This is a genomic window from Pseudokineococcus sp. 5B2Z-1 (assembly GCF_037482305.1).
GTDB lineage: Bacteria > Actinomycetota > Actinomycetes > Actinomycetales > Quadrisphaeraceae > Pseudokineococcus.
Window position 1 is genome coordinate 734,347 of the sequence record NZ_JBBHZG010000001.1, and the last position, 23,204, is coordinate 757,550.

Consider the following 23,204-nt stretch of genomic DNA (forward strand, 5'->3'; position numbering starts at 1 on the left):
AGGGGTCAGTAGCTGGGCGCGAGGTCGCCCTGGCGGCGGCCGCCCGGCGTGCCCTCGCCGTCGGCGGCCGGCTCGTCGCGCCCCACCCCGACGGCGTCGTCGTCGGCGTCGTCCCGCTCGCCGCCGGAGAGGGCGCCGGTGTCGAGGTCCTGCCGCGTGATGTGGAGCACGAGACGGGTCCACACGACGGCGATGACGCCGTAGACGACCGTGAAGGCGGCGAGCGCGGCGAGCGCCTCGCCGGCGGTGAGGCCCGGCGAGATCCCGTCCTCGGTGCGGGTGAGCCCGAAGGCCAGCCACGGCTGGCGGGCCGTCTCGGTGAAGACCCAGCCGAAGGTGCCGGCGGCAGCGGGCAGCAGGGGCAGCACGGGCAGGAGGCGCAGCGCGCGGCGCACCCAGCGGTTCCCGACGGGCAGCGCGCGCCCGCGGCGGGTCGCCCAGAGGTAGGCGGCGGCGATCGCCGCGGCGGCCATCCCGATGCCGATCATGGCGCGGAAGGACCAGTAGGCCATCCACACGACGGGCGCGTAGTCGCCCGGGCCGAACTGGGCGGCGTACTGGGCCTGCAGGTCGTCGATGCCCTGGACGGTCGCCGTCGGGTCGCCCACGGCGAGGACCGACAGCAGGTACGGGACGTCGAGGCTGAAGAACGGCTCGCCGCCGCCCGGCCGGCCGACGGCGAAGATCGAGAAGGGCGCGCCGGCCGTCGTCGTGTAGAGGGCCTCGGCGGCCGCCATCTTCATGGGCTGCACCTGCGTCATGACCTTGCCGAGGACGTCGCCCGTCAGCGCCGTGAGGGCGCCGCCGGAGAGGGTGAGCCAGGCGCCGACCCGGGCGAGGGTGCCGAAGGCGAGCCGCTGCTCGTGGTCGTCGCCGCCCTTCGGCTCGCCCGGCTCGCCGAGGCCGGAGGCCGTCGGCACGTGCACCCAGCGGCGCCAGGCGCCGATCGCCAGGAGGAGGGCGCCGCCGAGCATGGCCGCGCCCGCGATGGTGTGCGGGAACGCCGCGAGGTTCACGGGATTGGTCATGAGGCCGAGGAAGGACTCGAGGCGGGCCCGGCCGCGCTCGGCGTCCCAGGTGTAGGCCACCGGGTTCTGCATGAAGGCGTTGGCCGCGAGGATGACGAACGCCGAGATGAGGGTCCCGACGGCGACGACCCAGATCGTCGCGAGGTGCAGGCGCCGCGGCAGGCGGTCCCAGCCGAAGTACCAGAGGCCGAGGAAGGTCGCCTCGAGGAAGAAGGCGAGCATCCCCTCGATGGCCAGCGTGGGCCCGAAGACGTCGCCGTAGGCGCGGGCGAAGTCGCTCCACCCCAGGCCGAACTGGAACTCCTGCACGAGCCCGGTCACGACGCCGACCGCGAAGGTGACGAGGAGCAGCTTGCCGACGAGCAGCGTGAGGCGGCGGTACCGCTCGCGCCCCGTCCGGTGCCAGGCCGTGTGCAGCCCGGCCGTCACCGCGGCGAGCGTGATCGACAGCGGCACGAACAGGTAGTGGTAGATCGTCACGACCGCGAACTGCAGCCGCGTGATGTCGAGCACGTCGAGCGCCATGGCCGGTCCGTCCTGCCCGTCGGGGAAGTCCTGAGCGCCGTCTACGACGCTCGCCGTAGATACTACGCACTGTCGTATGTCGGCTCACGTACGGGGTGCCGCGTACGACGAGCGGTCGTCGTCAGCCTCATGGCGGCGGTACGCTCGCCCGATGGCCGGGACGGGACTGGGAGACCTCGAGCGCGAGGTCATGGCGCAGCTGTGGGGCGCGCGCGAGCCGATGACGGTGCGCCAGGTGCACGAGAGCCTCAGCGCCGGACGCTCCCTCGCCTACACGACCGTGATGACGGTGCTCGACCGCCTGGCGAAGAAGGGCGTCGTCCGCCAGGAGCGGGCTGACCGCGCCTACCGCTACGCCCCCGTGCAGACCCGCGAGGAGATGACGGCGGCGCTCATGCTCGACGCTCTCGGGGCCGCGCCCGACGACGCCGCGCGCGACGCCGCGCTCGTGCACTTCGTCGGCCGGGTCGGGCCCGAGGGGGCCGCCGCGCTGCGCGCGGCCCTCGAGGCCTCCCGCCCCGCCTGAGCCCGGCCGCGCGCGCGTGACGTCGATCGCGCTGGGCGCCCTCGGCCTCGCGCTGTCCCTGCTCGTCCCCGAGGCCCTGGCGCGCGCCCGGTGGACGGCGAGGGTGCCGCGCGCGTCCGTCCTGCTGTGGCAGGCCGTGACCCTGGCCTCGGTCCTGTCGGCGGTCGGCGTCGTGCTCGTCGGCCCCGAGGAGCTCGTCCGCGCGCTCGACACCGGCCCGGACGTCGAGGCCTGGGCGCTCGTGGGCGCGCTCCTCGTGGCCGCGCTCATCACCGCGCGCCTGCTCGTCTCGCTGGCCGGCGTCATGGTGCGCTCGCGGCGGCGGCGGGCGCGGCACGCCCAGCTCGTCGACCTCCTCGACCGCGCCGAGCAGCACGCCGACCTCGAGACCCCGGGCGCCGCGCCCCTGCGCGTCCTCGACGGGCCCCTGCCGCTCGCGTACTGCCTGCCGGGCCGCTCGCCGCGCGTCGTCGTCAGCGGGGCCGCGCTCGACGCCCTGAGCCGCGACCAGGTCCGCGCCGTCCTCGCGCACGAGCAGGCGCACCTGCGCGCCCGGCACGACCTCGTCCTCGAGTCCTTCACGGCCGTCCACCGCGCCGTCCCCGCGCCGCTGCGCAGCCGCACCGCCCTCGACGCCGTCCACCTGCTGCTCGAGATGGCGGCGGACGACGTCGCGCGCGCCCGCTGCGGGGCGGGGCCCCTGCGCGGGGCGCTCGCGACGATGACGTCCACCGGCGACCTCGCGACGACCGCGAGCGACGGCCCGCCCGCCGGGGAGGCTGCCGACCGGGAGCGGCGGCTCGAGCGCCTGCGCGGGGCCGCGCCGACGTCGTCGCGCCTGCGCGCCGGCGTCCTGTCCCTCGCGGTCGCCGTGCTCGTGCTGCCGACCGTCTTCCTCGTCTGGCCCTGGCTCGTCGACGCCCTCGCCGCGGCGCCGCTCCTCGGCCGCTGAGCGCCCGGGGCTGCTCCCCCGGCGTCCTGCCGACGACACGCCCCCGCGGCACACCTCCTCACGGCGATGTGTCGACGACGTGCCCCCTCGACACCCCTTCTCACGGCGATGTGTCGACGACGTGCCGCTCAGAGCGCCCTCGGACGGCGATCTGTCGACGGAGCGCGGCGGCCGTGCGGTCAGGCGGAGGCGGCGTCCCCGGCGGCCCGGCCCACGCGCGTCGTGCCCGGCCGGGCGGCGCCGATCCAGCCGACGGGCGCCTCCCCCGCTGCGGGCGGCGCGTCGTCGGAGCCCGCCGCGGCCACGACGTCCGCGCTCGCCGGTGCGCCCGACGCGTCGCCGGCGGCGACCTGCGACGGCTCGGCACCTCCTCCGGCCCCGGTGCCGCCGTCCCGCAGGTGGACGTCGAAGAAGGCGAGGATGCGGCGCCGCGCGTCGGCGGAGGCCTCGTGGTCGTGCGAGACCCCCATGACCCGGCGCATGAGCGGCACGAGCGGCGAGGTGTCCGCCGTCCGCGTGATGAAGCCGTGCTGCGCGTCGGGGTACTCGCGGACGTCGTGCGGCACGCCGGCGCGGTCGAGCGCGGCCTCGACGCGCGCCGCTCCCCCGGCGAGCATCTTGTCGCGGCCGCCGTAGCTCGCGACGACGGGGCAGGCGCCCTCCACGGCGCGGTCGAGGGCGGCGTCGTCGTCCGGGAGCATCCCGTAGTTGACCGACGCCGCCGACCACCCGGGCCGCCCGGCGAGCAGGAGCGCGAAGCCGCCGCCCATGCAGAACCCGATGACGCCCACGGTGCCGGTGCAGTCCTCGCGCGCGGCGAGCGCGGCCCGCGCCGCCTCGATCCGCGCGAAGGCGGGCCCCTCGCCGCGGCTCACCTGCTGCAGCGTGCGGGCGACGCACGGCACGCGCCCCCAGCCCTGGGTGCGCCCGTCCTTGGCGTAGAGGTCCGGCAGCATCGCGACGTACCCGGCGGCGGCGAGCCAGTCGGCCTGGTCGCGCATGTCGTCGGACATGCCGAACGCGTCGTGCACGACGACGACGCCCGGCCACGGCCCCGGGTCGCGCCGCGTCGCCGGCGGCGTCGAGACGTACGCCGGCATGCCCGTGGCGCTGTCGCCGTCGGGGCCGGGGACCGTGGTCGTCGTCATGCGGGCACCCTCGTCCGCCCGCCCCCGCGCCGCACGCCGGGGCCGGCGCCGTCGCGTCACCCACCACACCCCTCGGGAGGGGCGATGTGTGGCCATGTAGTCCCGCACCCGGCGCCCGGAGGGGCGACGTGTGGCCATGTGGCCCCGCACCCGGCGCCCGGAGGGGCGACGTGTGGCCATGTCGCCCTACGAGGCGGTCGCGAGGGCGACATGGCCACACGTCGCCCTACCGGAGGACCTCACCAGGGCGATGTGGCCACACATCGCCCTCCCGGAGCACCTCACCAGGGCGACGTGGCCACACGTCGCCCCTCGGCGGCACCTCACCAGGGCGACATGGCCACACGTCGCCCTACCGGAGGACCTCACCAGGGCGACGTGGCCACACATCGCCCTCCCGGAGCACCTCACCAGGGCGACGTGGCCACACGTCGCCCCTCGGCGGCACCTCACCAGGGCGACACGGCCACACGTCGCCCTCGTGAGGGGCGCCGGAGGGGGCGGGTCAGGCGGCGCTGCGCGCCGCGCGGCCGCCGGCGGCGTCGAGGGACTCGCGCGCCGCCGCGCCCTCGTCGGGGTGCAGCACCTGCAGGTGCGGCTGCTCACGGAGCCGGTAGCGGATGCGCAGCCGGTCGCGGCGCAGCACCCAGGCGACGGCGCCCGCGACGGCGACGAGGGCGCTGATGCCGCCCACGTAGATGGTCCAGCGCGCCCCGAAGACGTCGCCGACCATGCCGATGAGCGGGGCGCCGACGGGCGTGCCGCCCATGAAGATCATCATGTAGAGGGCCATGACGCGGCCGCGCATGGACGGGTCCGTCGTCGACTGCACGTAGGTGTTGGCCGCGGTCATCATCGTCAGGCTCGACAGGCCGACGGGGATGAGCGAGACCGCGAAGAGCGTGTACGTCGGCATGCTCGCGGCCACGAGCGACGCGACGCCGAAGGCCCCCGCCGCGCCGAAGACCAGGCGCAGCCGGGGCTGGTCGCGCCGGGCCGCCAGCAGGGCGCCGGACAGCGAGCCGATCGCGAGGATCGAGCCGAGGACCCCGTACCCCGCCGCCTCCTTGTCGAAGACCTGGGTCGCCACGAGCCCCGTCGTCAGCTGGTAGTTCATGCCGAGGGTGCCGACGGTCCCCATCACGACGAGGATGACGACGACGTCGGGCCGTCGCCGCACGTACCGCAGGCCCTCGCGCACCTGCCCCTTGCCCTTGCGGGCCGCCGGGAAGGGGTGCAGCTCGGAGGTGCGCAGGCAGGCCACGGCGACGACCGTCGCCGCGAAGGACACGGCGTTGATGAGGAAGACCGGCCCGGTGCCGACGGCGGCGATGAGCAGGCCGGCGACGCCGGGACCGACGAGCCGCGCCCCGTTGAAGGACGCGCTGTTGAGGCCGATGGCGTTGCCGAGGTGGTCGGGCGGCACGAGCGCCGCGACGAACGTCTGGCGCGCCGGGGCGTCGAACGCCGTCGTCAGCCCGAGGAGGGTCGCGAGGGCGTACACGTGCCACAGCTCCGCCTGCTGCGTGACGACGAGCAGGCCGAGCAGGAGCCCCCACAGGCCGGAGAGGCCCTGGGTCCACATGAGGAGCTTGCGCTTGTCGAAGCGGTCGGCGACGACGCCCGCGTAGGGGCCGAGCAGGAGCATGGGCAGGAACTGCAGGCCCGTCGTGATGCCGACGGCGACCCCGGAGCCGGCGGTGAGCACCTGCAGGACGAGCCAGTCCTGGGCGATGCGCTGCATCCAGGTGCCGATGTTGCTGACGAGGGCGCCGGCGGCCCAGATGCGGTAGTTGCGGATGTGCAGCGAGCGGAAGGTCGCGCTCACGGGGCCACCACCCGCCGCAGGATCTGCGCGGCCTCGGCGAGGACGGCGCGCTCGTGCGGGGTGAGCCCGGCGAGGCGCTTGGTCAGCCACTGGTCGCGACGTCGCCGGGTGGCCTGCAGGAGCTCGCGGCCGGCCGGCGTCGTCTCGACGAGCACCTGGCGGCGGTCGTCCGGGTGCGGGCGACGGGCGACGACGCCCGCCTCCACCAGGGCGGCGAGCGAGCGCGTCATCGACGGCGGCTGCACGTGCTCGGCCTCGGCGAGCGCGCTGGGCGTCGTCGGCTCCATGCGCTCGAGGAGGGCGAGGACGGAGTACTGGCTGTCGGGGAGGGCGTCGTCGGCGCGCTCGGCGCGGATGCGGCGCACCGAGCGCATGAGCGCGACGCGCAGGTCGGCCGCGAGGGCGGAGGGGCCGGTGCCGGGAGCGCTGCGCCGCGCCGGCCCGCCGTCGCCCGCGGGGGCGCGCTCGGCGGGGCGGGTGCGGAGCTGCTGGGGCACCTCGTGAGCGTAGGTCATTACCCGGGCTAACGACATCAGGGGCGGCGGGCATTCCCTCCCCGGCGGGCGGCCGGCTCCTCCGGGTGCTTTCCCCACCGGCGCTACCGTCTCCCCGTGAGGTTCGCGCGCCTGCCCATGGAGGAGCGGCCGACGCCGCCCGCGCCGCGGACCGACGACCGGGTCGCCGCGCTCGCCGGGTCGGCGGTCTGGGCGGTCTCCCTCGTCGTCGTTCTTGTGGAGCGCGACGCACTGCTCGCCGACGACCGCGGCTGGTGGGTGTGGTGCTGCGTCGCCGGCCTCGCCCTCGGGCTCGTCGGCCTCCTGCACCTGCAGCGCCGCGAGATCAAGCACCGCACCGCGGTCCGCCGGGCCCGCCGCGAGGCGCGTGCGGCCGCCCGCGAGGTGCCCGCCGGTCCTGCGCGCCCGTCCGCGACCGCCGCGCCCAGCTCCTCCCCCGCGCCCGCGGTCTCCGACGGCGAGGCCGCGCCCGCCCCCGAGCCGCGCGGCTGACGCGGCGGCTCCCACCCGGCCGGTCCCGCCGTCCCTAGGGTGGGCGCGTGACCGACCTCGGCGCCGTCTTCCTGCCCCAGCTGCCGCCCGAGCGCCTGCGCGAGGTGGCGCTGGCGGCCGACGCCTCGGGGCTCGACGAGCTGTGGCTGTGGGAGGACTGCTTCCGCGAGGCGGGCGTCTCCACCGCGGCTGCCGCCCTGGCGTGGACGGAGCGGGTGCGGGTCGGCGTCGGCCTGCTGCCCGTGCCGCTGCGCAACGTCGCGCTGGCCGCCATGGAGATGGCGGTGCTGCACCGCACCTTCCCCGGCCGCGCCGAGATGGTCGTCGGGCACGGCGTGCAGTCGTGGATGGGGCAGGTCGGCGCCCGGGTGGCCTCCCCGCTCACCCTCCTCAGGGAGCACCTCGACGCGCTGCGCCGCCTGCTCGCGGGCGAGGAGGTGACGACGTCGGGCCGCTACGTGCAGCTCGACGGCGTCCGCCTGGACTGGCCGCCGCTCGGCGCCGTGCGCGTCCTCGCCGGCGCCGAGGGGGCGAAGACGCTGGAGCTCTCCGGCCGCGCCGCCGACGGCACCGTCCTCGTGGCCGGCACGACCCCGGAGCGCCAGCGGGCCGCCCGCGAGCGCATCGACACCGGCCGCGCCGCCGCGGGCCGTGAGGACCACCACCGGGTCGTCACCTACCTCCTCACCGCGACCGGCCCCGACGCCCACGAGCGGATGGCGCGCAGCCGCACCGAGTGGGACCTCCCGGACGCCGAGGACGTCGCCGTCGCCGGGACCGCCGAGCAGGTCGCCGACGCCGTCCGCCGCCTCGGCGACGCGGGCGCGGACGTCGTCGTGCTCCAGCCGACGGCCGACGACCCCGACCCCGCGGGCTTCGCCGCCTGGGCCGGCGAGCAGGTGCGCCCGCTCCTGCACTGACCGGCTCCCCGGCACGACCGGGCGGAGGGCCGGACCCGGACCGCCGGTGAGGCGCTCCCGAGCGGGTGGTGGCGCGGACGCGGCAGGCACCTCAGGCCGGCGCCCCGACCCCAGCGCGCCCCAGCCGGAGAGCGCCGAGCCAGTGCCCGAGCGCCCGCCGCACCACCCGCGGACCCGACCGCGCGCCACCCGACCCGCACGGGACCCGCGCGAGAGCGAGTGGTGGCGCGGGCGCGGCAGGCACCTCAGGCCGGCGCCCCGACCCCAGCGCGCTCCAGCCCGAGAGCGCCGAGCCAGTGCCCGAGCGCCCGCGGCACCACCCGCGGACCCAGCCAAGCCAGTGCCCGAGCGCCCGCGGCACCCGCCGCGGACCCAGGCGAGGCGGACGACCGACGCGGCAGGCGAGGACGCCAGGACGAGGGCAGCGCCGGCGTCGGGGAGGATGGGGCGACCACCCACGACAGGACGAGTGATGAGCACCAGCGCCCCTGCCCTCGCCGAGCCCGAGGCCGCGATCCCCGCGGACGCGCCCGACGCGCCGAGCCGCCACGCGGCGGTGCGGCGGACCTTCGCCGTCATCAGCCACCCGGACGCCGGGAAGTCGACGTTGACGGAGGCGCTGGCGCTGCACACGGGCGCGGTGACGCGCGCGGGTCACGTCAAGGGCAAGGCCGGGCGGGCGGGCGTCGTCTCGGACTGGCAGGAGATGGAGCAGCAGCGCGGCATCTCGATCTCGTCGGCGGTCCTGCAGCTGGACCACCACGGGCACGTGCTGAACCTCGTGGACACCCCGGGGCACGCGGACTTCTCGGAGGACACCTACCGGGTCCTCGCGGCGGTCGACTGCGCGATCATGCTCGTGGACGCCGCGCGGGGCATGGAGCGGCAGACGCGCAAGCTCTTCGACGTCTGCAAGCACCGGGGCCTGCCGGTGCTCACGGTCATCAACAAGTGGGACCGCCCGGGGCGCGAGGCGCTCGAGCTCATGGACGAGGTCGCGCAGGTCACGGGCATGACGCCGACGCCGCTGACGTGGCCGGTCGGCGTCGCGGGCGACTTCCGCGGCGTCGTCGACCGCCGCACCGGCGGGTACACGCGCTACACGCGCACGCCGGGCGGGGCGACGATCGCCGAGCAGGAGCACCTGACGCCCGAGCAGGCCCTCGAGCGCGAGGGCGAGACGTGGACGACCGCCGTCGAGGAGGCCGAGCTCCTCGCCGTCGAGAACGGCGACCACGACGAGGAGGCGTTCCTCGCGGGGCGCACGACGCCGGTGCTCTTCGCGGCGGCGGTGCTGAACTTCGGCGTCGACCACCTGCTCGAGACGCTGCTCGAGCACGCGCCGGCGCCCGCCCCGCGACCCGACGTCGCCGGCGCCCCCCGGGCTCTCGACACGGGCTTCTCCGGCCAGGTCTTCAAGATCCAGTCGGGCACGGACCGCGCGCACCGCGACCGGGTGGCGCTCGTGCGCGTGTGCTCGGGCCACTTCGAGCGCGGGACGCCGCTGACGGTCGCGCGCACCGGCCGCACGCTGACGACGAAGCACGCCCAGCACCTGCAGGGCGCCTCGCGGACGAGCATCGAGGAGAGCTGGCCGGGCGACGTCGTGGGCCTCGTCGGCGCCTCCGGCATCGAGGTGGGTGACACGCTGCACGCGCGCGGGGCGGTGGAGTACCCGCCGATCCCCTCCTTCGCGCCGGAGCACTTCGTCGTCGCGCGGCCGGCGGACCTCTCGCGGAGCAAGCAGTTCCACAAGGGCATCGCCGAGCTCGACGCCGAGGGCGTCGTCCAGGTGCTGCGCTCGGACCTGCGGGGCGAGCAGGCGCCCGTGCTCGCGGCCGTCGGCCCGCTGCAGCTGGAGGTGGCCTCCCACCGGATGGCGGGCGACTTCAGCTGCCCGATCCGGACCGAGCCGCTGTCCTACAGCGTCGCCCGCCGGACGACGCGCGAGCACGTGCAGGCGCTCACCCAGCAGCGCGGCACGGAGGTGCTCGAGCGCCGCGACGGCGACCTGCTCGCCGTCTTCACCGACGTGTGGCGCATGAACGGCGTCGTGCGCGAGCTGCCCGGCGTCGTCCTCGAACCGCTCGTCGCCGACACGACCGGCTGACGCGCCCCCGCCCGGGCCGTCGGGTCAGGACGCACGACGACGCCCCCCGCCGGAGCGCGGGGGGCGTCGTCGTGGCGGCTCAGTACTGCAGGCAGTCGAGGTACTCGAAGCTGTCCCGGGCGAACTCGGCGTCCGCGGGCGCCCCGTCGCGCTCGATGACGTAGTACTTCACCGAGCCGTGGGCGGCCCGGAGGATGGGCGCCCAGTCGACGTCGCCCTCGCCGACGTCGGTCAGCTGGGTGAAGTCGCCGAGCGTGTCCGCGGGGAGGAACCCGTCCTTGATGTGCAGCAGCTCGATGCGGTCCCCGTGCTCCTCGAGGAGCTCGACGACGTCGGCGCCGGCGTCCAGGGCCCAGTACACGTCGAGCTGGAAGGCGACGTACCGGGGGTCGGTGTTCTCCAGCAGGACCTCGTAGGCCGTCTTCTCCTCGCCCGTCGCCGGGTCGGTGACGACCGTCGTGAACTCCCACCAGTGGTTGTGGCCGAAGTGCTTGCCGGTGCCGTTGCGGACCGACGCACGGCCGAGCTCGTCCATGCCCTCCGCGGTGGCCAGCACGTCCTCGTACGTGCTGGAGCCGTCGCGCGCGATCCCGGGTGCCGCCCACCCTCCGGAGCCGGTGTACTTCTGCCCCAGCGCCTTCGAGAAGGCCAGGGTGTCGGCGAAGGTGCTCGCGTCCGTGCTGCCGTGCGAGGAGGGCGCGCGCAGCCCGTTCTCCCTGAGCAGCTCTCGGAACTCGGCGCCGCTGCGGCCCTCGTAGCTGCCGCCGAAGGGCTCGACGTTCCGGTAGCCGATGTCGGAGAGCTCGGAGAGGACCGTCTCGACGCCGACCGACCGCTGCCAGCCGGCGTAGCTGTACAGCTGGAAGGAGATCTTGCTGGCCGGCAGGGTGCGGCCCGAGCAGTCGGCCGCGGCGGGAGCGGGCGCGGCGGCGGCCGAGGTGGCCAGCAGTCCGGACGCGGTGAGGGTCGCGGCGGCCAGGGCGGCGGCGGCGCGGGCGCGGCGGGGAGCGGTCATGGGGTCCTCCAGGGGAGCAGGTCCCGCCGGGCGGGCCTGCGCGCTTCGACGACGACGGTGTGGTCAGGAGCGTGGTGGCGAGCGGTCCTCGGACGGCGTCCGTCCTCGGGGGCGGGCACCGTGATGCCTCGGGGGCCGGTCGCCGGTCCGCGCGGCGCCGCGCGGACCCGCCGGGCACGAGACCCGGCGACGGACCACTAGGCCCGATAGGTACCTTCTGCGTCAGCAGGCGGTCGGCAGCGGACCGCGCCGACCGCCGTCAGACCGACGACCGACCGGAGGCGGTGTGGACGTGCTCGCCGGGCTCCTCGTCCTGGCCGTGACCGCCGCGGCGATCCTGCTGGTGCTGCGGCTCGTGCGCCCCGACGCGATCGAGCGGCGGGGGCGCAACGCGTGGGTCGGCATCCGCACGGGGACGACCATGCGCTCGGAGGCGGCCTGGGTCGCGGCCCACCGCGCCGCCTGGCCGCTCGTGCGCGGGGGTTCCCTCGCGGCGCTCGCGGCGCTGGTGCTCCTCGGCGTCGTGTGGCTCGCGACGGGCCGCGACGAGGACCTGCTGGGCCTCGGGAGCGTCGGCGTGATGCTCGTGTGGGTCGCGCCCCTGCTCGCCTCGATCGGCCCGGCGCACGAGGCCGCCCGCGCCGCGGACGACGGCGAGCGCTGACGCCCCGCCCTGGGGCGCCGTCGGGGAGGACGAACGCCGCGGCTGCGGACGCGCCAGCCCACTGACCTGCGGCGACGCTGCGTGACCGGGGGTTCGTCCTCCTCGGCGGCGGGCCGTCAGGCGCCGGGGCGGTCCAGCGCCACGTCGACGAGGAGCGCCCAGGGCTCCGGCGAGCCCACCGGCGCGGGCACGCCCGCGGCGAGCAGCGCCTCGGCGAGCGCCGACCGCGCCCCCCAGGCGCCGGCCGCCAGGGCGACGGCCCGCCCGGCGCCGCGGGCGTCGACGGCGTGCGCGGTGACGGCGCCGTCGGCGTCCTCGAGCCAGGCGTCGACCGCCTCGCCGTCGACGACCAGCCGGTCGTGCAGGACGAGCCGCACCCGCTCGGCGCCGGGCCCGCCGGCCAGCCGCAGGAGCGCGCGGACGTCGTCGGGCAGCAGCACCCCGCGCCCGTCGCCGTCGACGCGGCCCGGCAGCTCCTCGGTCGCGAGCCCCAGCCCGAGGGCGTCCGCGACGGCAGCCGCCGCGCCGCGGGGGACGAGGAGCGCCGGCCCGCACGCCGGGTGCGTCGCGCGCAGGGGGTCGTCGACGACGACGACGTCCTCGGCGGGGCGGCGCACGAGCCGTCCGCCGTCGACCGCGAGGAGCTGCTCGACGTCGTCGGGCGTGCCGTCCAGCGGCAGCCCGTCGCCCACCCGGTGCGCCAGCGCCGCCCACGCGGCGAGCAGGTCGACGAGCGCCGGGGCGCCGGCCGGGTCGAGCACGGCCGCCCAGGCGCGCAGGTCGCCGAGGTCGGCCCAGCTCCGCGCCACGCCCGCGGCGGCGCCCCAGGCGGGTGGCAGCGCCCGGGCCGCCCCCGAGGCGGGCGGGAGCAGCGCCGTCAGGGCGGGGTCGGCGTCGGGCGCCGCCGTCGGGCCGGGAGCGCCGCCGTCGGTCGTGGCCGGACGGCCGCCGGAGAGGGCGGCCCCGACGGCGACGGCGGTGGGCGACGGCACCTCGAGGGCCTCCCCCGCGGGCCCGCGCAGCCGCAGCCGCGGGTGCAGCCGCCCGCCCGCGCGGGGGTCGCCCAGGGCCGCGGCGAGCAGAGCGACGACCCCGTCCGCGGCGTCGACCGGGACGTCCACGGGGCCGTCCGCAGCGCCGACCACGAGGTCGAGGTCACGCACCAGCGCCACCTCGTCGGCGACCCATCCCCCCGCGCCGTCGAGCGCGTCGAGGACGCCGTCCAGCCACTCCGGCGCGGCGTCGGCCAGCGCCGCCGGCGGGTCGTCGAGGTCGACGTCGTCCCAGACGAGGAGCCCCGCGGACGCCGTGACGCCGGCCGCCACCAGCACGGCCGCCGACCAGCGGTCGAGCAGGTCGTCGGCGACCGGCGCGACCTCCTCGGGGTCGAGCGCCGCCTCCGCCGGGGAGCCCGGCAGCACGAGCGACGCCGCGGGCGCGAGCTCGTCGCCGTCGTCGCGGAGCGGGAGGTCGAGCAGCCAGGCACGGGCGCCCGCCACCACGCTGACGGGCCACGGGCCCGCCCCACCGTCACTGCGGCCGTCGCCATGGCCGTCGTCGGGCAGGTCGTCGGCCAGCCAGCCGAGCACGACGTCGGCGAGCGCGTCGACGACGTCGTCCGGGTCGGCGTCGCCGGGCCCGCCGCCGTCCCCGTCGTGCTCCTCCCCGGCGCCCAGCCCGAGCACGAGCGCGTCGAGGTCGTCCTCGGCGAGGGCGTCGGCGACGGCGAGGACGGCGCTGCCGGTGGCAGGGTCGTCGAGGAGGGCGCCGGCCCCCGCGGGTGCGGCGCCGAGCCGCTCCAGCAGCGCGGCCGCCGCCCGGTCCTCGACCGCCCGGGGGTCGACGAGCCGCAGCCCGTGCGCGACGAGCAGCGCCCCGACCGCCCGGCCGGCCGGCTCCGGGCCCGCGAGGGCGTCGACGGCGGGGCCGGCCAGGAGCGCCCCCCGGCACCCCCGTGCCCAGCGCCCGCCGACGAGCGGGACGGGCAGCGCCGACAGGGCCTCGCGGGCCCGCTGGTCGAGGGCCAGCGGCGCGAGGGCGCCGGCGACGGCGCGCCACCCGAGCAGCCCTCCGCCCCGCCCGTCCTCCGCGGCCGGCTCGGCGAGACCGGTCTCGTCCGTCTCCCAGAGGTCCTCCCCCGGCGCCGGGAGGGGCCAGGCGTCCACGAGGTCGGCGAGCGGCAGCCTCCCGACGCCCAGCGCCGTCAGGGCCTCGCGGTGCCGCCGCGGGGAGGCCACGAGCGCGGGCTCGGCCACGGCGAGGGCGGCGAGCGCCGCCGCGTCGGGCTCGACCCCGCCGTCCTCGAGCGCGAGGGCGCGGGCGCCCGGCAGCAGGCGGGTCCCGCCGGCCGCGGGCGCGAGCAGCGGGACGTCGGGCAGCACCCGCTCGAGCGCCCGCCGCAGCGCGGCGTCCACCCAGCCCGCCGACGGGCCGACGGGCACGAGGTCGAGCGGGTCGGGCAGCTCCGGCGGCGCCGAGGGCTCGTCGGCGCGCCCGGGCCGGTCGGCCGGGTCCTCGGCGGAGCCCGGGGGATCCTCGGCGTCGTCGCCCTCCCCCGCGCGCCCACCGACGGCGTCGGCCCGCTCGGCCGCGACGAGGGCGAGCAGGTCGGCGTAGGCGGCCCCGGCCTCGACGAGGACGGCGTCCGCCGCCGGGCCGGGCTCGACGTGGCGCCGCGTCGGCTCGAGCGGCAGCCCGGCCACGAGGACGGCGGGCCACGGCAGCGGCTCGTCGGTGGGCGTCGGCGCCAGGACGACGCCCGCGCCGCCGGAGGGGTCCGCGCCGCCGCCGTCGAGCCGCCCCAGGGCCGCGGCGAGCGGGTCGGACGGCGCGGCAGGACGCCGGGGCAGGGCCCACGCCAACGCCCACCGGGGATCGGCGCGCTCCTCGGCGGGACGCCCCGCGAGCACCGCCGGCTCGTGGGTGCCGTTGCGGCGCAGCACGACCCAGCGGTCGGCCACGTCGCGGAGCACCCGGGCGGCGGCGCCCGGCCGCTCCACGCGGACCTCGCCCAGGGCCGGCAGCGCCAGCAGGAGGAGGTCGTCGACGGCGTCGAGCAGCGCCCCGACCGCCTCGACGGCGTCCGGGCGCAGCGGGAGGACCACGACGGTCGACCAGCCGTCCTCGACGAGCGCCGCCGCCTCCTCACCCCGGGGCAGGTCGTCGGGACCGACGGCGAAGGGCGTGCGCAGCACCGGCAGCGAGCCGCCCCGGCGCGCGACCTCGGCGGCGAGCTCCCCGCCCGCGGCGGCCGCGGCCTCGTGGGCGGCGGCGACCGCCCGGCGCCGGTCGAAGCCGACCCCACCCGCCGCCGTCAGGAGGGCGGGCGCGTCGCTCACCCCGAGGACGGCCGTGAAGCCGACGCCGAAGCGCCCGACCACGCCGTCCAGCGGGGGGCTGTCGCCCGCACCCGGCTCGGGACGCTTGGTCGAGGCCCGCAGGCCCGCCAGGGCCCGCACGCCGGCGGCGTCGAGCGGCACGCCCCCGCTGGCGGCCAGCAGCACGGGTGCGCCCTCGGCGGAGGAGAGCCGCAGCAGCAGCCGCCCGCGTCCGGCCTCCCCGCCGCGGACGGCGGCGTCGGCGGCGTTCTGCGCCAGCTCGACGACGACGCGGTCGCGGTAGCCGCCGAGCGCGAGCTCCTCCTCGGCGTTGGCGTCCTCCCGCAGCCGGTCGGGCGAGGCCGTCCAGGCCGCCAGCGCGCGGGCCCGCAGGCGGGCGCAGCCGAAGGGGTCGTCCCGGTCCGCGGGAGCGGGGTCGCCCTCGGGGCCGGAGCCGTCGGGGCGACCGGCGTCGTCGGAGGGACCGGACGTGCGCACCGCGCCGGTCAGGCGACCGGCACGACGTCGAGGACCTGGTCGTCGACGACGGGAGCCGGCACCTGCTCGCGCCGCACCTCGACGTCGGTCTCGCTGTGCGCGCCGCAGCCGTGGTCGACGCTGACGACCGTGCCGTCCGACGGCGACCAGCCGTTGGCGCAGACGCCGAAGACCTGGCGCATCGCCCCCGGCAGCGGCAGGAAGAACCCGCAGCTGCCGCAGCCCGCCGCCGACGCCCTGGCGCTCTCGGCGCTCGGGCCGTGCTCGCCGTCGTACCAGCGCTGCGCCGCCTCGGCGCGCCCGTCGCGGGAGAGCACCCGGCGCCGGCCGAGCCCGAGCTCGTGGAAGCCGACGGCGTCGACGTCCTCCTCGCCCGTGGCGGTGAAGCCCGGGACGAGCCGCTCGTCGTCCTCCACGCGCGGCAGGACGTCAGCCGGGCCCACGTCGCCCGGCTGCAGGCGCTCGGCCCACGGCAGCCACGCCGGCGCGAGGACGGAGCCCTCGCCGGCGAGCAGCTCGGCCTCGCACACCGTGGCGACGCGCGCCCGCGGCGCCCGCGCGAGCGTCACCGCCCAGCGCCAGCCCTGGTACCCCGCTGCGGTGCAGGCGAAGTCGTGCGTGAGGAGGCGATCGTCCTCGACGCGGACGCCGAGGTGCTCGCCCACGAGGGCCTCGCCGCGGGGGCCGCGGCCGGCCACGGCCTCGGCGGCCTGGCGCGCCAGGTCCACGGCCCCGGCGAGCACGGCGTCGGAGGCGGGGGCGCGGCGCCGGCGGGGGGGCACGCCTCAGCCCTCCAGGTCGTCGGCGACGCGGCGCAGCACGGTCGCGACCTTGCGACCCGCGCTGCGGTCCGGGTAGCGGCCGCGGTGCAGCTGGTTGGACACGCCGTCCAGGAGGCGGATGAGGTCCTCGACGACGACGGCCATGTCCTCGGGGCTGCGGCGCGTGCCCGACGTCACGGTGGCGGGGGCCTGGAGCACCCGCACGGAGAGCGCCTGCTTGCCGCGGCGCCCGTCGGCGACGCCGAACTCGACCCGTGCGCCCGGGGAGACGGTCGTCCCCGCCGGCAGCGCCGAGGCGTGGAGGAAGACCTCGTCGCCGTCCTCCGCGGCGATGAAGCCGAACCCGCGCTCGGCGTCGAACCACTTGACCCTGCCTGTCGGCACCCTCGTCCGTCCTCGCGTCGTCCTGGGCCGGGCGGCTCCCCGCGGTGGGCGCCCGTCCCCCGGTCGGGGACGGCGACACGGGCGCGGGCCCGCTCCGGCGTGCACCCGCCAGGCTAACCCTCCCGAGCGGCTCGGCGTCGGGCCGCGGCGCCCGCCCCGTCACCCCCGCCGCCCCAGCCCCGCCCCCGAGCCCGCCCCTCCCGAGCCCCCGGAGCCCTGCGCATGCGCCGCCCGCCCCCGCCCGCCCCGTCCTCGCCCCCGGTGCAGCCGGTCGTCCTCGGCGGGGACATCGGCGCGTACAGCCTCGCGCGCGCGGCCCACGAGGCCTACGGCGTGCGCACGGTCGTCGTCTCGAGCGCCGCCACGGGCCCGGTGCGGCGCTCCCGCGTCGTCGACCACGTCGTCGTGCCGGGCGTGGACGCGCCCGAGGTCGCCGTCGCGGCGCTCCACCGGGTCGCCGACGAGCACGCCGCGTCCGGCTCCGGCGCGCCGCTGCTCCTGCTCGGCAGCGCCGACCGCGCCGTGCGGCTCCTCGTCGAGCAGCGCGCGCACCTCGAGGACCGCTTCGCCCTGCCCTACGTGGGCCGCGAGCTGCTCGACCGCATGACCGACAAGGAGGGCTTCGGCGCCGTCTGCGCCGAGCTGGGCATCCCCTCCCCCCGCACCGTCGTCGTCGACGTCCAGCGCGACGCGCGCGCCACGGGCGGGCCCGGCGTCGACGTCGGCCGCACCGTCGGCGGCGGGGCGCCGCTCACGTTCCCCGTCATCGCCAAGGCGGCGAGCACGACGGCGTACGCCGGGGTCTCCTTCCCGGGCAAGCAGAAGGTCTTCACGGTGCGCGACGCCGTGGAGCTCGACGACCTCGTCGACGTCCTGGCCCGCGCGGGCTACCGCGGGACCTTCCTCGTGCAGGACCTCGTACCCGGCGACGACTCCGGCATGCGGATCCTCACCTGCTACAGCGACCGGTCGGCCCGGGTGCGGTTCTCCTCCTTCGGCCGCGTCCTGCTCGAGGAGCACACGCCCGGCGCGCTGGGCAACCCCGCCGGCATCGTCACGGGCGGCGGCGCGGAGGTCGCCGAGCAGGCCCGCCGCCTGCTCGAGCACGTGGGGTGGACGGGCTACGCGAACTTCGACCTCAAGGTCGACCCGCGCGACGGCCGCGCCGTCTTCTTCGAGCTCAACCCCCGCCTCGGGCGCAGCAACTACTACGTGACGGCGAGCGGCCAGAACCCCGTGGAGCTGTACGTGCGCGAGCACCTGCAGGGGCTCGACCCGCTGCCGCCCGGCGCACCGGAGCTGGCGGACGCCGAGCGCCTCTACACGGTGCTGCCCCCGGCGCTGCTGCTGCGCTACGTCGCCGACCCGGAGCTGCGGGCGCACGTGCGGGGCCTCGTGCGCTCCGGCCGCGCCGTCGACCCCCTGCGCTACGACCCCGAGCGCGACCCGCGCCGACTCGCCTATGTGGCGGCCGCGCACCTCAACCAGGTGCGCAAGTACCGCCGCCACTACCCGCTGGAGCGGGCGCGCGAGATCCGGGCGGAGGCCGAGGAGCTCGTGCGGCGGGGCGCGGCGTGAGCCCCTCCCCGGACGACGTCGCCCCCGACGACGTCGCCCCGGACGTCGCCGCCCCCGGCACCGCCGTCCCCGGCACCGCCCCCGACTCCGCTCCTGGGCCCCCGGCCGGCGAGCACCCGCTCGTCGGCGTCGTCGGCGGCGTCGGCCCGCTCGCGACGGTGAGCTTCCTCGACGCCGTCGTGCGGCTCACCGAGGCCGAGCGCGACCAGGACCACGTCGACCTCGTCGTCCTCCAGCACGCGACGATCCCCGACCGCACGGCCCACATCCTCGGCGCCTCGGCCGCGGACCCGGGGCCGGTCATGGCCGAGGACGCCCGGCGCCTGGAGCGGTGGGGCGCCGGCTTCGTCGTCGTGCCCTGCAACACCGCGCACCACTACACGGCGCAGATCGCCGCGGCCGTGGACGTCCCCGTCGTGAGCATCGTCGGCGAGACGACGGCGGCCGCCGTGGCGCGGCGGCCCGGGCTGCGCGCCGCCGCGGTGCTGGCCACCGAGGGCACCGTGGCGGCCGGGGTCTACCAGCGCGCCCTCGAGGCCGCCGGTGTGCGCGCCCTCGTGCCCGACGCCGCCGGGCAGGCCGTCGTCACCAGCGCCATCTACGACGGCGTGAAGGCGGGCGCGGCGGTCGACCTCCCGGCCCTGCTCGCCGTCGCCGAGGAGCTCCTCGCGCAGGGGGCGGAGGTGGTCCTCCTCGGCTGCACCGAGCTGTCCGTCGTGGCCGAGGGCGCGGGCCTGCTCGACGACCCGCGCTTCGTCGACTCCCTCGACGCGCTGGCCCGCAGCACGATCACGCGGGCCGGCCACCGGCTGCGCGAGCGACGGGCGCCGAACCCGGCTGCGGCCGGGCGCTAGGCGGTCCGGCGGCGGGCCGCCCAGGGCTCGAGCCAGGCCGGGAAGGCCTCGAGGTCGGGCAGGACGACGTCGGCCCCGAGCGCTGCCAGCGCGGCGGGGTCGTGCGCGCCCGTCGCCACCGCCACGGCGGCCGTCCCGGCGGCGCGGGCGGCGTCGACGTCGGCCGGGTGGTCGCCGACGTAGACGACCGCGCCCTGCTCGAGGAGGGCGCCCGCCTTCGCGACGCCGAAGCGGTCCCCCGCCACGGCGTCCACGAGGTCGTCCAGACCCGCCCAGGAGAGCACCCGCCCGACGGCCTCGCCCCGCTTCGCGCTGACGACGACGGCCCGGCCGCCCCCTCCGACGACGGCCTCCAGGGCGGCCCGGGCGTGGGGCATCGGCCCGACGAGCGGGTGGCCGCCCTCGCCGTCGGGGCGCCGGTCCTGCGCGCGGTAGCGCGCGGCGAGGTCCTCGAGCAGCGCCGGGGTGGCCCGCCCCGGCGGCACGAGCGCGGCGAGCGTCCCCGCCAGCGGGAGGCCGCGCGCGGCCTCGGCGGCGGCAGCGTCGAAGGGGAGGCCGGCCTCGCCCAGGGCGGCGCGCAGGCACGAGCTGATGCGGGGGCCGGAGTCGACGAGCGTCTGGTCGAGGTCGAAGCCGACGACGGGGCCCTCGCCCCGGCGCCGGCCCGCGGAGGGCTCCGGCGTCACTGCGTGCACCGGCGCCACCCTACGGACGAGGTCGAGGACGCCCGGACGGGCCCCGGGAACGATCCGGACGTAAGCCCTCACAACAGGCGAGTGATCTGACGCACCGTGACGGACGGGTGCGCAGCGCGGCTGAGAAGAACCTGCCGGCACCCTTGACGGACGCCGGGAGGTGGGGTCCCCTACGTCCGGACGGGTGACGCAGCGCGACCGCGCGGTCACTCGCCGTGCTGGCCTGCGCCGGCGTCCCCACCGGCCCCCGGGCCGGACCGCTCCCACCAGGAGGCTCCCCCCGTGCACCCTCGCCCCTCCCCGAGCGCGCGCTCGCGCCGCGCCGCCGCGGTGCTGACCGGCCTCGGCCTGGTCGTCGCCACCGTCGGCAGCGTCGGCCCGGCCGTCGCCTCGCCGGTCGCGCCCGTCGGCGACCCCGCCGCCGCGACGGACTTCACCGACGGCCGCTACGTCGTCACGCTGGCCCAGGAGCCGGCCGCCACCTACGAGGGCGGCGTCGCCGGCCTCGCCGCCACCGCGCCGGCGGAGGGGGAGAAGCTCGACGCCGACAGCCGCGAGGTCCAGCGCTACCAGCGCTTCCTCGAGCGCCAGCAGGAGGACGTCGCCGACGTCGTCGACGCCGAGCCGGAGTACCAGTACACGGCGGCGGTCAACGGCTTCTCGGCGGAGCTCACGGCGGAGCAGGCCACGGCCCTGGCTGCCACGCGCGGCGTCGTCAGCGTCGAGCGCGACGTCGCGCTCGACCTCGACACCGTGGACAGCCCGGCCTTCCTCGGCCTGACCGGCGAGGACGGCGTCTGGGCCCAGCTCGGCGGCCCGGACGCCACGGGCGAGGGCGTCGTCGTCGGCGTCATCGACTCCGGCATCACCCCGGAGAACCCGTCGTTCGCGGGCGACCCGGTGACGACGAGCGAGCCGGGCGGCGTCGGCAGCACGTTCCGCACGGCCGACGGGAACATCGGCGTCGTCAAGGCGGACGGGGGGGGTCTTCGAGGGCGAGTGCGAGACCGGCGGGACCTTCACCGCCGACCTCTGCAACGACAAGCTCGTCTCGGCGCGCTACTTCGCGGACGGCTTCGTGGCCAACGTGCCCCCGGCCGACTACAGCGAGTTCGAGGAGATCTCCCCGCGCGACAGCGACGGGCACGGCACGCACACGGCCGGCACGGCCGTCGGGAACGACGGCGTCGAGATGGTCGTCGACGGCCGCGACTTCGGGCAGGGCTCGGGCATGGCGCCCGGCGCCAAGCTCGCCACGTACAAGGTCTGCTTCGAGGACGTCGACCCGAACACCGGCGGCTGCTACACCTCCGACTCCGTCGCCGCCATCAACCAGGCGGTCCTCGACGGCGTCGACGTCCTCAACTACTCGATCTCCGGGTCGACGACGAGCTCCATCGGCGCGGTCGAGATCGCCTTCCTGTCCGCGGCGTCCGCGGGCGTCTTCGTCGCCGCCTCGGCCGGCAACTCCGGCCCGGCCGCCTCGACGGTCGCCCACAACAGCCCCTGGCTGACGACGGTGGCCGCGAGCACGCACCACTACTTCTACGGCACGGTCGAGACCGGTGACGGCGAGCTGTACCGCGGCTCCTCGGTCACCGCTCCGCTGCCCGAGGGCGCTCCCGCCGTCCTCTCCTCCGAGGTGGCCGCCGCCGGCGTGGCCGTCGACCGGGCGCGCCTGTGCTACCCCGAGTCGCTCGACCCGGCGCAGGTCGAGGGCACGGTCGTCGTCTGCGACCGCGGCACCATCGCGCGCACCGACAAGTCGCTCGCCGTCCAGCAGGCCGGCGGCGCCGGCATGGTGCTCGCCAACACCGCGCCCTCGAGCGTGGACGCCGACGTGCACTACGTGCCGACCGTCCACGTCGACGAGGTCGCCGGCGCCGCGATCAAGGAGTACGTGGCGAGCGCGGCCGAGCCGACCCTCGCGATCCTCGCGGGCGACCAGACCGGCGCCGCGCCGCAGCCGGCCCCGGTCATCGCCGGGTTCTCGAGCCGCGGCCCCTCCGCGGCCCACGACGGCGACCTGCTCAAGCCCGACATCTCCGCGCCGGGCGTCAGCGTCCTCGCGGCGGTCGCCCCCGGCCCCAACGGCGGGCGCGACTTCAACTTCCTCTCGGGCACCTCGATGTCGAGCCCGCACGTCGCCGGCCTGGGCGCGCTCGTCCTCGGCGTCCACCCCGACTGGAGCCCCACGGCGGTCAAGTCCGCGATGATGACGACGGCGTACGACCTCCTCGAGGAGGACGGCACGCCGGACACGGACCACTTCAACAGCGGCGCGGGCCACGTCGACCCGACCCGCTTCCTCGAGCCGGGCCTCGTCTACGAGTCCGACGTCGACGAGTGGCTGTCCTTCCTCGAGCGCACCGAGGAGGTCGACTTCGGCATCCCCGGCATCGACCCGATCGACGACGCGTCGAACCTCAACCAGCCGTCCATCGCGATCGGCGCGCTCGCCGGCACGCAGACGGTCACGCGCACCGTCACGGCGACCACCCCGGGCCTGTACCGGGCCGTGGCCGACGTGCCGGGCATGGACGTCAAGGTGACGCCGCGGGTGCTCAACTTCACGGCCCCCGGCCAGAGCCGGACCTTCACGGTCCAGCTGACCCGCACGAGCGCCCCGCTCGGCGAGTACGCGCAGGGCTCGCTCACGTGGGAGGGCCGCGGCCTGTCCGTGCGCTCCCCCGTCGTCGCCCGCCCGGTCGTCGTGGCCGCGCCGCTCGAGGTGACGGCCGACGTCGCCGACGGCGACATCACCTACCGCGTGACGCCCGGCAGCTCGGACGCCATCGACGTCACGGTCAACGGCTTCGTGCCCGGCCAGCGCGTCACCGGGGACGTCGTCTCCGGGAGCCCCCTCACGGTGGGCGAGACGAACGCGTCGACGGACATCTACCCGATCGACATCCCGGCCGGCACGACCCTCGGGCGCGCCGACCTCACCGCGGGCGAGGGGGCCGACGACCTCGACCTCTACGTCACCGACGCGGCGGGCCGGATCGTCGGCCGGTCGGCGACAGGTGACGCGGACGAGCAGGTCACCCTGCGCGACCCGGCGCCGGGCCGCTACCTCGTCCACGTGCACGCCTACTCGACGGCGTCGACGGGCGGCGACTACACCCTCGACGGCTTCGTCGTCGGCGGGCCGCGCGGCAACGGCACGGCGACGCCCGACCCGATCCGCGGCCGCCAGGCCCGCCCGCTCGACCTCACGGTCGGCTGGTCGGGCCTGCGCGACGGCACCCCGTACCTGGGCGTCGTCACCTACGAGGGCGCCGACATCGAGACGATCGTCACGCTCGACTGACCCGCCCCCGGCCCCGCGCCGGGACCACCGCAGGCGGCCCGCCCCGAGCTCGTGCTCGGG

General features: G+C 77.6%; 18 protein-coding genes and 1 pseudogene. 10 read left to right on the forward strand and 9 right to left on the reverse strand.

Annotated features, from left to right (window positions below; translation table 11 throughout):
- Positions 1–5: 5 nt before the first annotated feature.
- Positions 6–1,553, reverse strand: a complete 1,548-nt coding sequence (locus WDV85_RS03055; RefSeq protein ID WP_339569211.1) for a cytochrome ubiquinol oxidase subunit I — start codon at positions 1,551–1,553, stop codon at positions 6–8.
- A 151-nt stretch (positions 1,554–1,704) separates the two neighbouring features.
- Here WDV85_RS03055 and WDV85_RS03060 point away from each other — a divergent pair, with 151 nt between their 5' ends.
- Both WDV85_RS03060 and WDV85_RS03065 read left to right on the forward strand, forming a co-directional pair.
- Positions 1,705–2,079, forward strand: a complete 375-nt coding sequence (locus WDV85_RS03060) for a BlaI/MecI/CopY family transcriptional regulator (protein ID WP_171202443.1) — start codon at positions 1,705–1,707, stop codon at positions 2,077–2,079.
- A 16-nt stretch (positions 2,080–2,095) separates the two neighbouring features.
- A complete protein-coding gene (locus tag WDV85_RS03065) occupies positions 2,096–3,031 on the forward strand; it encodes a M56 family metallopeptidase (protein WP_339569212.1) in 936 nt (311 codons plus the stop codon).
- 179 nt (positions 3,032–3,210) lie between these two features.
- On the opposite strand, the gene WDV85_RS03070 is transcribed toward WDV85_RS03065, so the two are convergent.
- The 3 genes from WDV85_RS03070 to WDV85_RS03080 form a co-directional block, all read right to left on the reverse strand.
- The gene (locus WDV85_RS03070) at positions 3,211–4,179 is read right to left on the reverse strand and encodes a dienelactone hydrolase family protein (protein WP_339569213.1); all 969 of its coding nucleotides are present in this window, start codon (positions 4,177–4,179) and stop codon (positions 3,211–3,213) included.
- 505 nt (positions 4,180–4,684) lie between these two features.
- Positions 4,685–6,007, reverse strand: coding sequence for an MFS transporter (locus WDV85_RS03075; RefSeq protein WP_339569214.1), 1,323 nt, complete (start codon positions 6,005–6,007; stop codon positions 4,685–4,687).
- Positions 6,004–6,504, reverse strand: coding sequence for a MarR family winged helix-turn-helix transcriptional regulator (locus tag WDV85_RS03080; RefSeq protein WP_339569215.1), 501 nt, complete (start codon positions 6,502–6,504; stop codon positions 6,004–6,006). Before WDV85_RS03080 ends, WDV85_RS03075 begins: the two co-directional genes overlap by 4 nt.
- Before the next feature lie 114 nt (positions 6,505–6,618).
- On the opposite strand from WDV85_RS03080, the gene WDV85_RS03085 reads away from it, so the two are divergent.
- The 3 genes from WDV85_RS03085 (at position 6,619) to WDV85_RS03095 (ending at position 10,044) form a co-directional block, all read left to right on the forward strand.
- Entirely contained in the window at positions 6,619–7,014 is a 396-nt protein-coding gene (locus WDV85_RS03085) for a DUF2530 domain-containing protein (RefSeq protein ID WP_339569216.1), read from the forward strand.
- Between the two features lie 47 nt (positions 7,015–7,061).
- Positions 7,062–7,934 carry an LLM class flavin-dependent oxidoreductase gene (locus tag WDV85_RS03090; protein ID WP_339569217.1) on the forward strand — a complete coding sequence of 291 codons (873 nt, stop codon included), beginning with the start codon at positions 7,062–7,064 and terminating at the stop codon, positions 7,932–7,934.
- Positions 7,935–8,406: 472 nt separating this feature from the next.
- Entirely contained in the window at positions 8,407–10,044 is a 1,638-nt protein-coding gene (locus tag WDV85_RS03095; protein WP_339569218.1) for a peptide chain release factor 3, read from the forward strand.
- Positions 10,045–10,123: 79 nt separating this feature from the next.
- Here the strand turns inward: WDV85_RS03095 and WDV85_RS03100 are convergent, their stop codons facing one another.
- Positions 10,124–11,059 carry a sugar phosphate isomerase/epimerase family protein gene (locus WDV85_RS03100; protein WP_339569219.1) on the reverse strand — a complete coding sequence of 312 codons (936 nt, stop codon included), beginning with the start codon at positions 11,057–11,059 and terminating at the stop codon, positions 10,124–10,126.
- Positions 11,060–11,345: 286 nt separating this feature from the next.
- Here WDV85_RS03100 and WDV85_RS03105 point away from each other — a divergent pair, with 286 nt between their 5' ends.
- Positions 11,346–11,723, forward strand: coding sequence for an SdpI family protein (locus tag WDV85_RS03105; protein ID WP_339569220.1), 378 nt, complete (start codon positions 11,346–11,348; stop codon positions 11,721–11,723).
- Between the two features lie 116 nt (positions 11,724–11,839).
- On the opposite strand, the gene WDV85_RS03110 is transcribed toward WDV85_RS03105, so the two are convergent.
- The 3 genes from WDV85_RS03110 to WDV85_RS17045 are packed head-to-tail and all read right to left on the reverse strand — an operon-like array spanning position 11,840 to position 16,704.
- Positions 11,840–15,538 (reverse strand): sacsin N-terminal ATP-binding-like domain-containing protein, encoded by a 3,699-nt coding sequence (locus WDV85_RS03110; RefSeq protein WP_339569221.1) that lies wholly within the window; start codon positions 15,536–15,538, stop codon positions 11,840–11,842.
- A gap of 8 nt (positions 15,539–15,546) precedes the next feature.
- Positions 15,547–16,320: a DUF3027 domain-containing protein gene (locus WDV85_RS03115; protein ID WP_339569222.1), complete on the reverse strand. Its 774-nt coding sequence runs from the start codon at positions 16,318–16,320 to the stop codon at positions 15,547–15,549.
- 3 nt (positions 16,321–16,323) lie between these two features.
- Complete coding sequence (locus tag WDV85_RS17045; RefSeq protein ID WP_445263145.1) at positions 16,324–16,704, reverse strand: cold-shock protein; 381 nt, start codon at positions 16,702–16,704, stop codon at positions 16,324–16,326.
- Between the two features lie 222 nt (positions 16,705–16,926).
- On the opposite strand from WDV85_RS17045, the gene WDV85_RS03125 reads away from it, so the two are divergent.
- Entirely contained in the window at positions 16,927–18,282 is a 1,356-nt protein-coding gene (locus tag WDV85_RS03125) for a carboxylate--amine ligase (protein WP_339569223.1), read from the forward strand.
- Positions 18,279–19,136: an aspartate/glutamate racemase family protein gene (locus tag WDV85_RS03130; protein ID WP_339569224.1), complete on the forward strand. Its 858-nt coding sequence runs from the start codon at positions 18,279–18,281 to the stop codon at positions 19,134–19,136. Before WDV85_RS03125 ends, WDV85_RS03130 begins: the two co-directional genes overlap by 4 nt.
- On the opposite strand, the gene WDV85_RS03135 is transcribed toward WDV85_RS03130, so the two are convergent.
- Positions 19,133–19,831, reverse strand: coding sequence for an HAD family hydrolase (locus WDV85_RS03135; RefSeq protein WP_339569225.1), 699 nt, complete (start codon positions 19,829–19,831; stop codon positions 19,133–19,135). The genes WDV85_RS03130 and WDV85_RS03135 overlap by 4 nt on opposite strands.
- Before the next feature lie 330 nt (positions 19,832–20,161).
- Here WDV85_RS03135 and WDV85_RS17050 point away from each other — a divergent pair.
- Both WDV85_RS17050 and WDV85_RS03145 read left to right on the forward strand, forming a co-directional pair.
- Positions 20,162–20,518: pseudogene (locus WDV85_RS17050) on the forward strand (protease inhibitor I9 family protein); the annotation flags it as partial.
- A gap of 391 nt (positions 20,519–20,909) precedes the next feature.
- Positions 20,910–23,144: a S8 family serine peptidase gene (locus tag WDV85_RS03145; protein ID WP_339569227.1), complete on the forward strand. Its 2,235-nt coding sequence runs from the start codon at positions 20,910–20,912 to the stop codon at positions 23,142–23,144.
- Positions 23,145–23,204 lie beyond the last annotated feature (60 nt).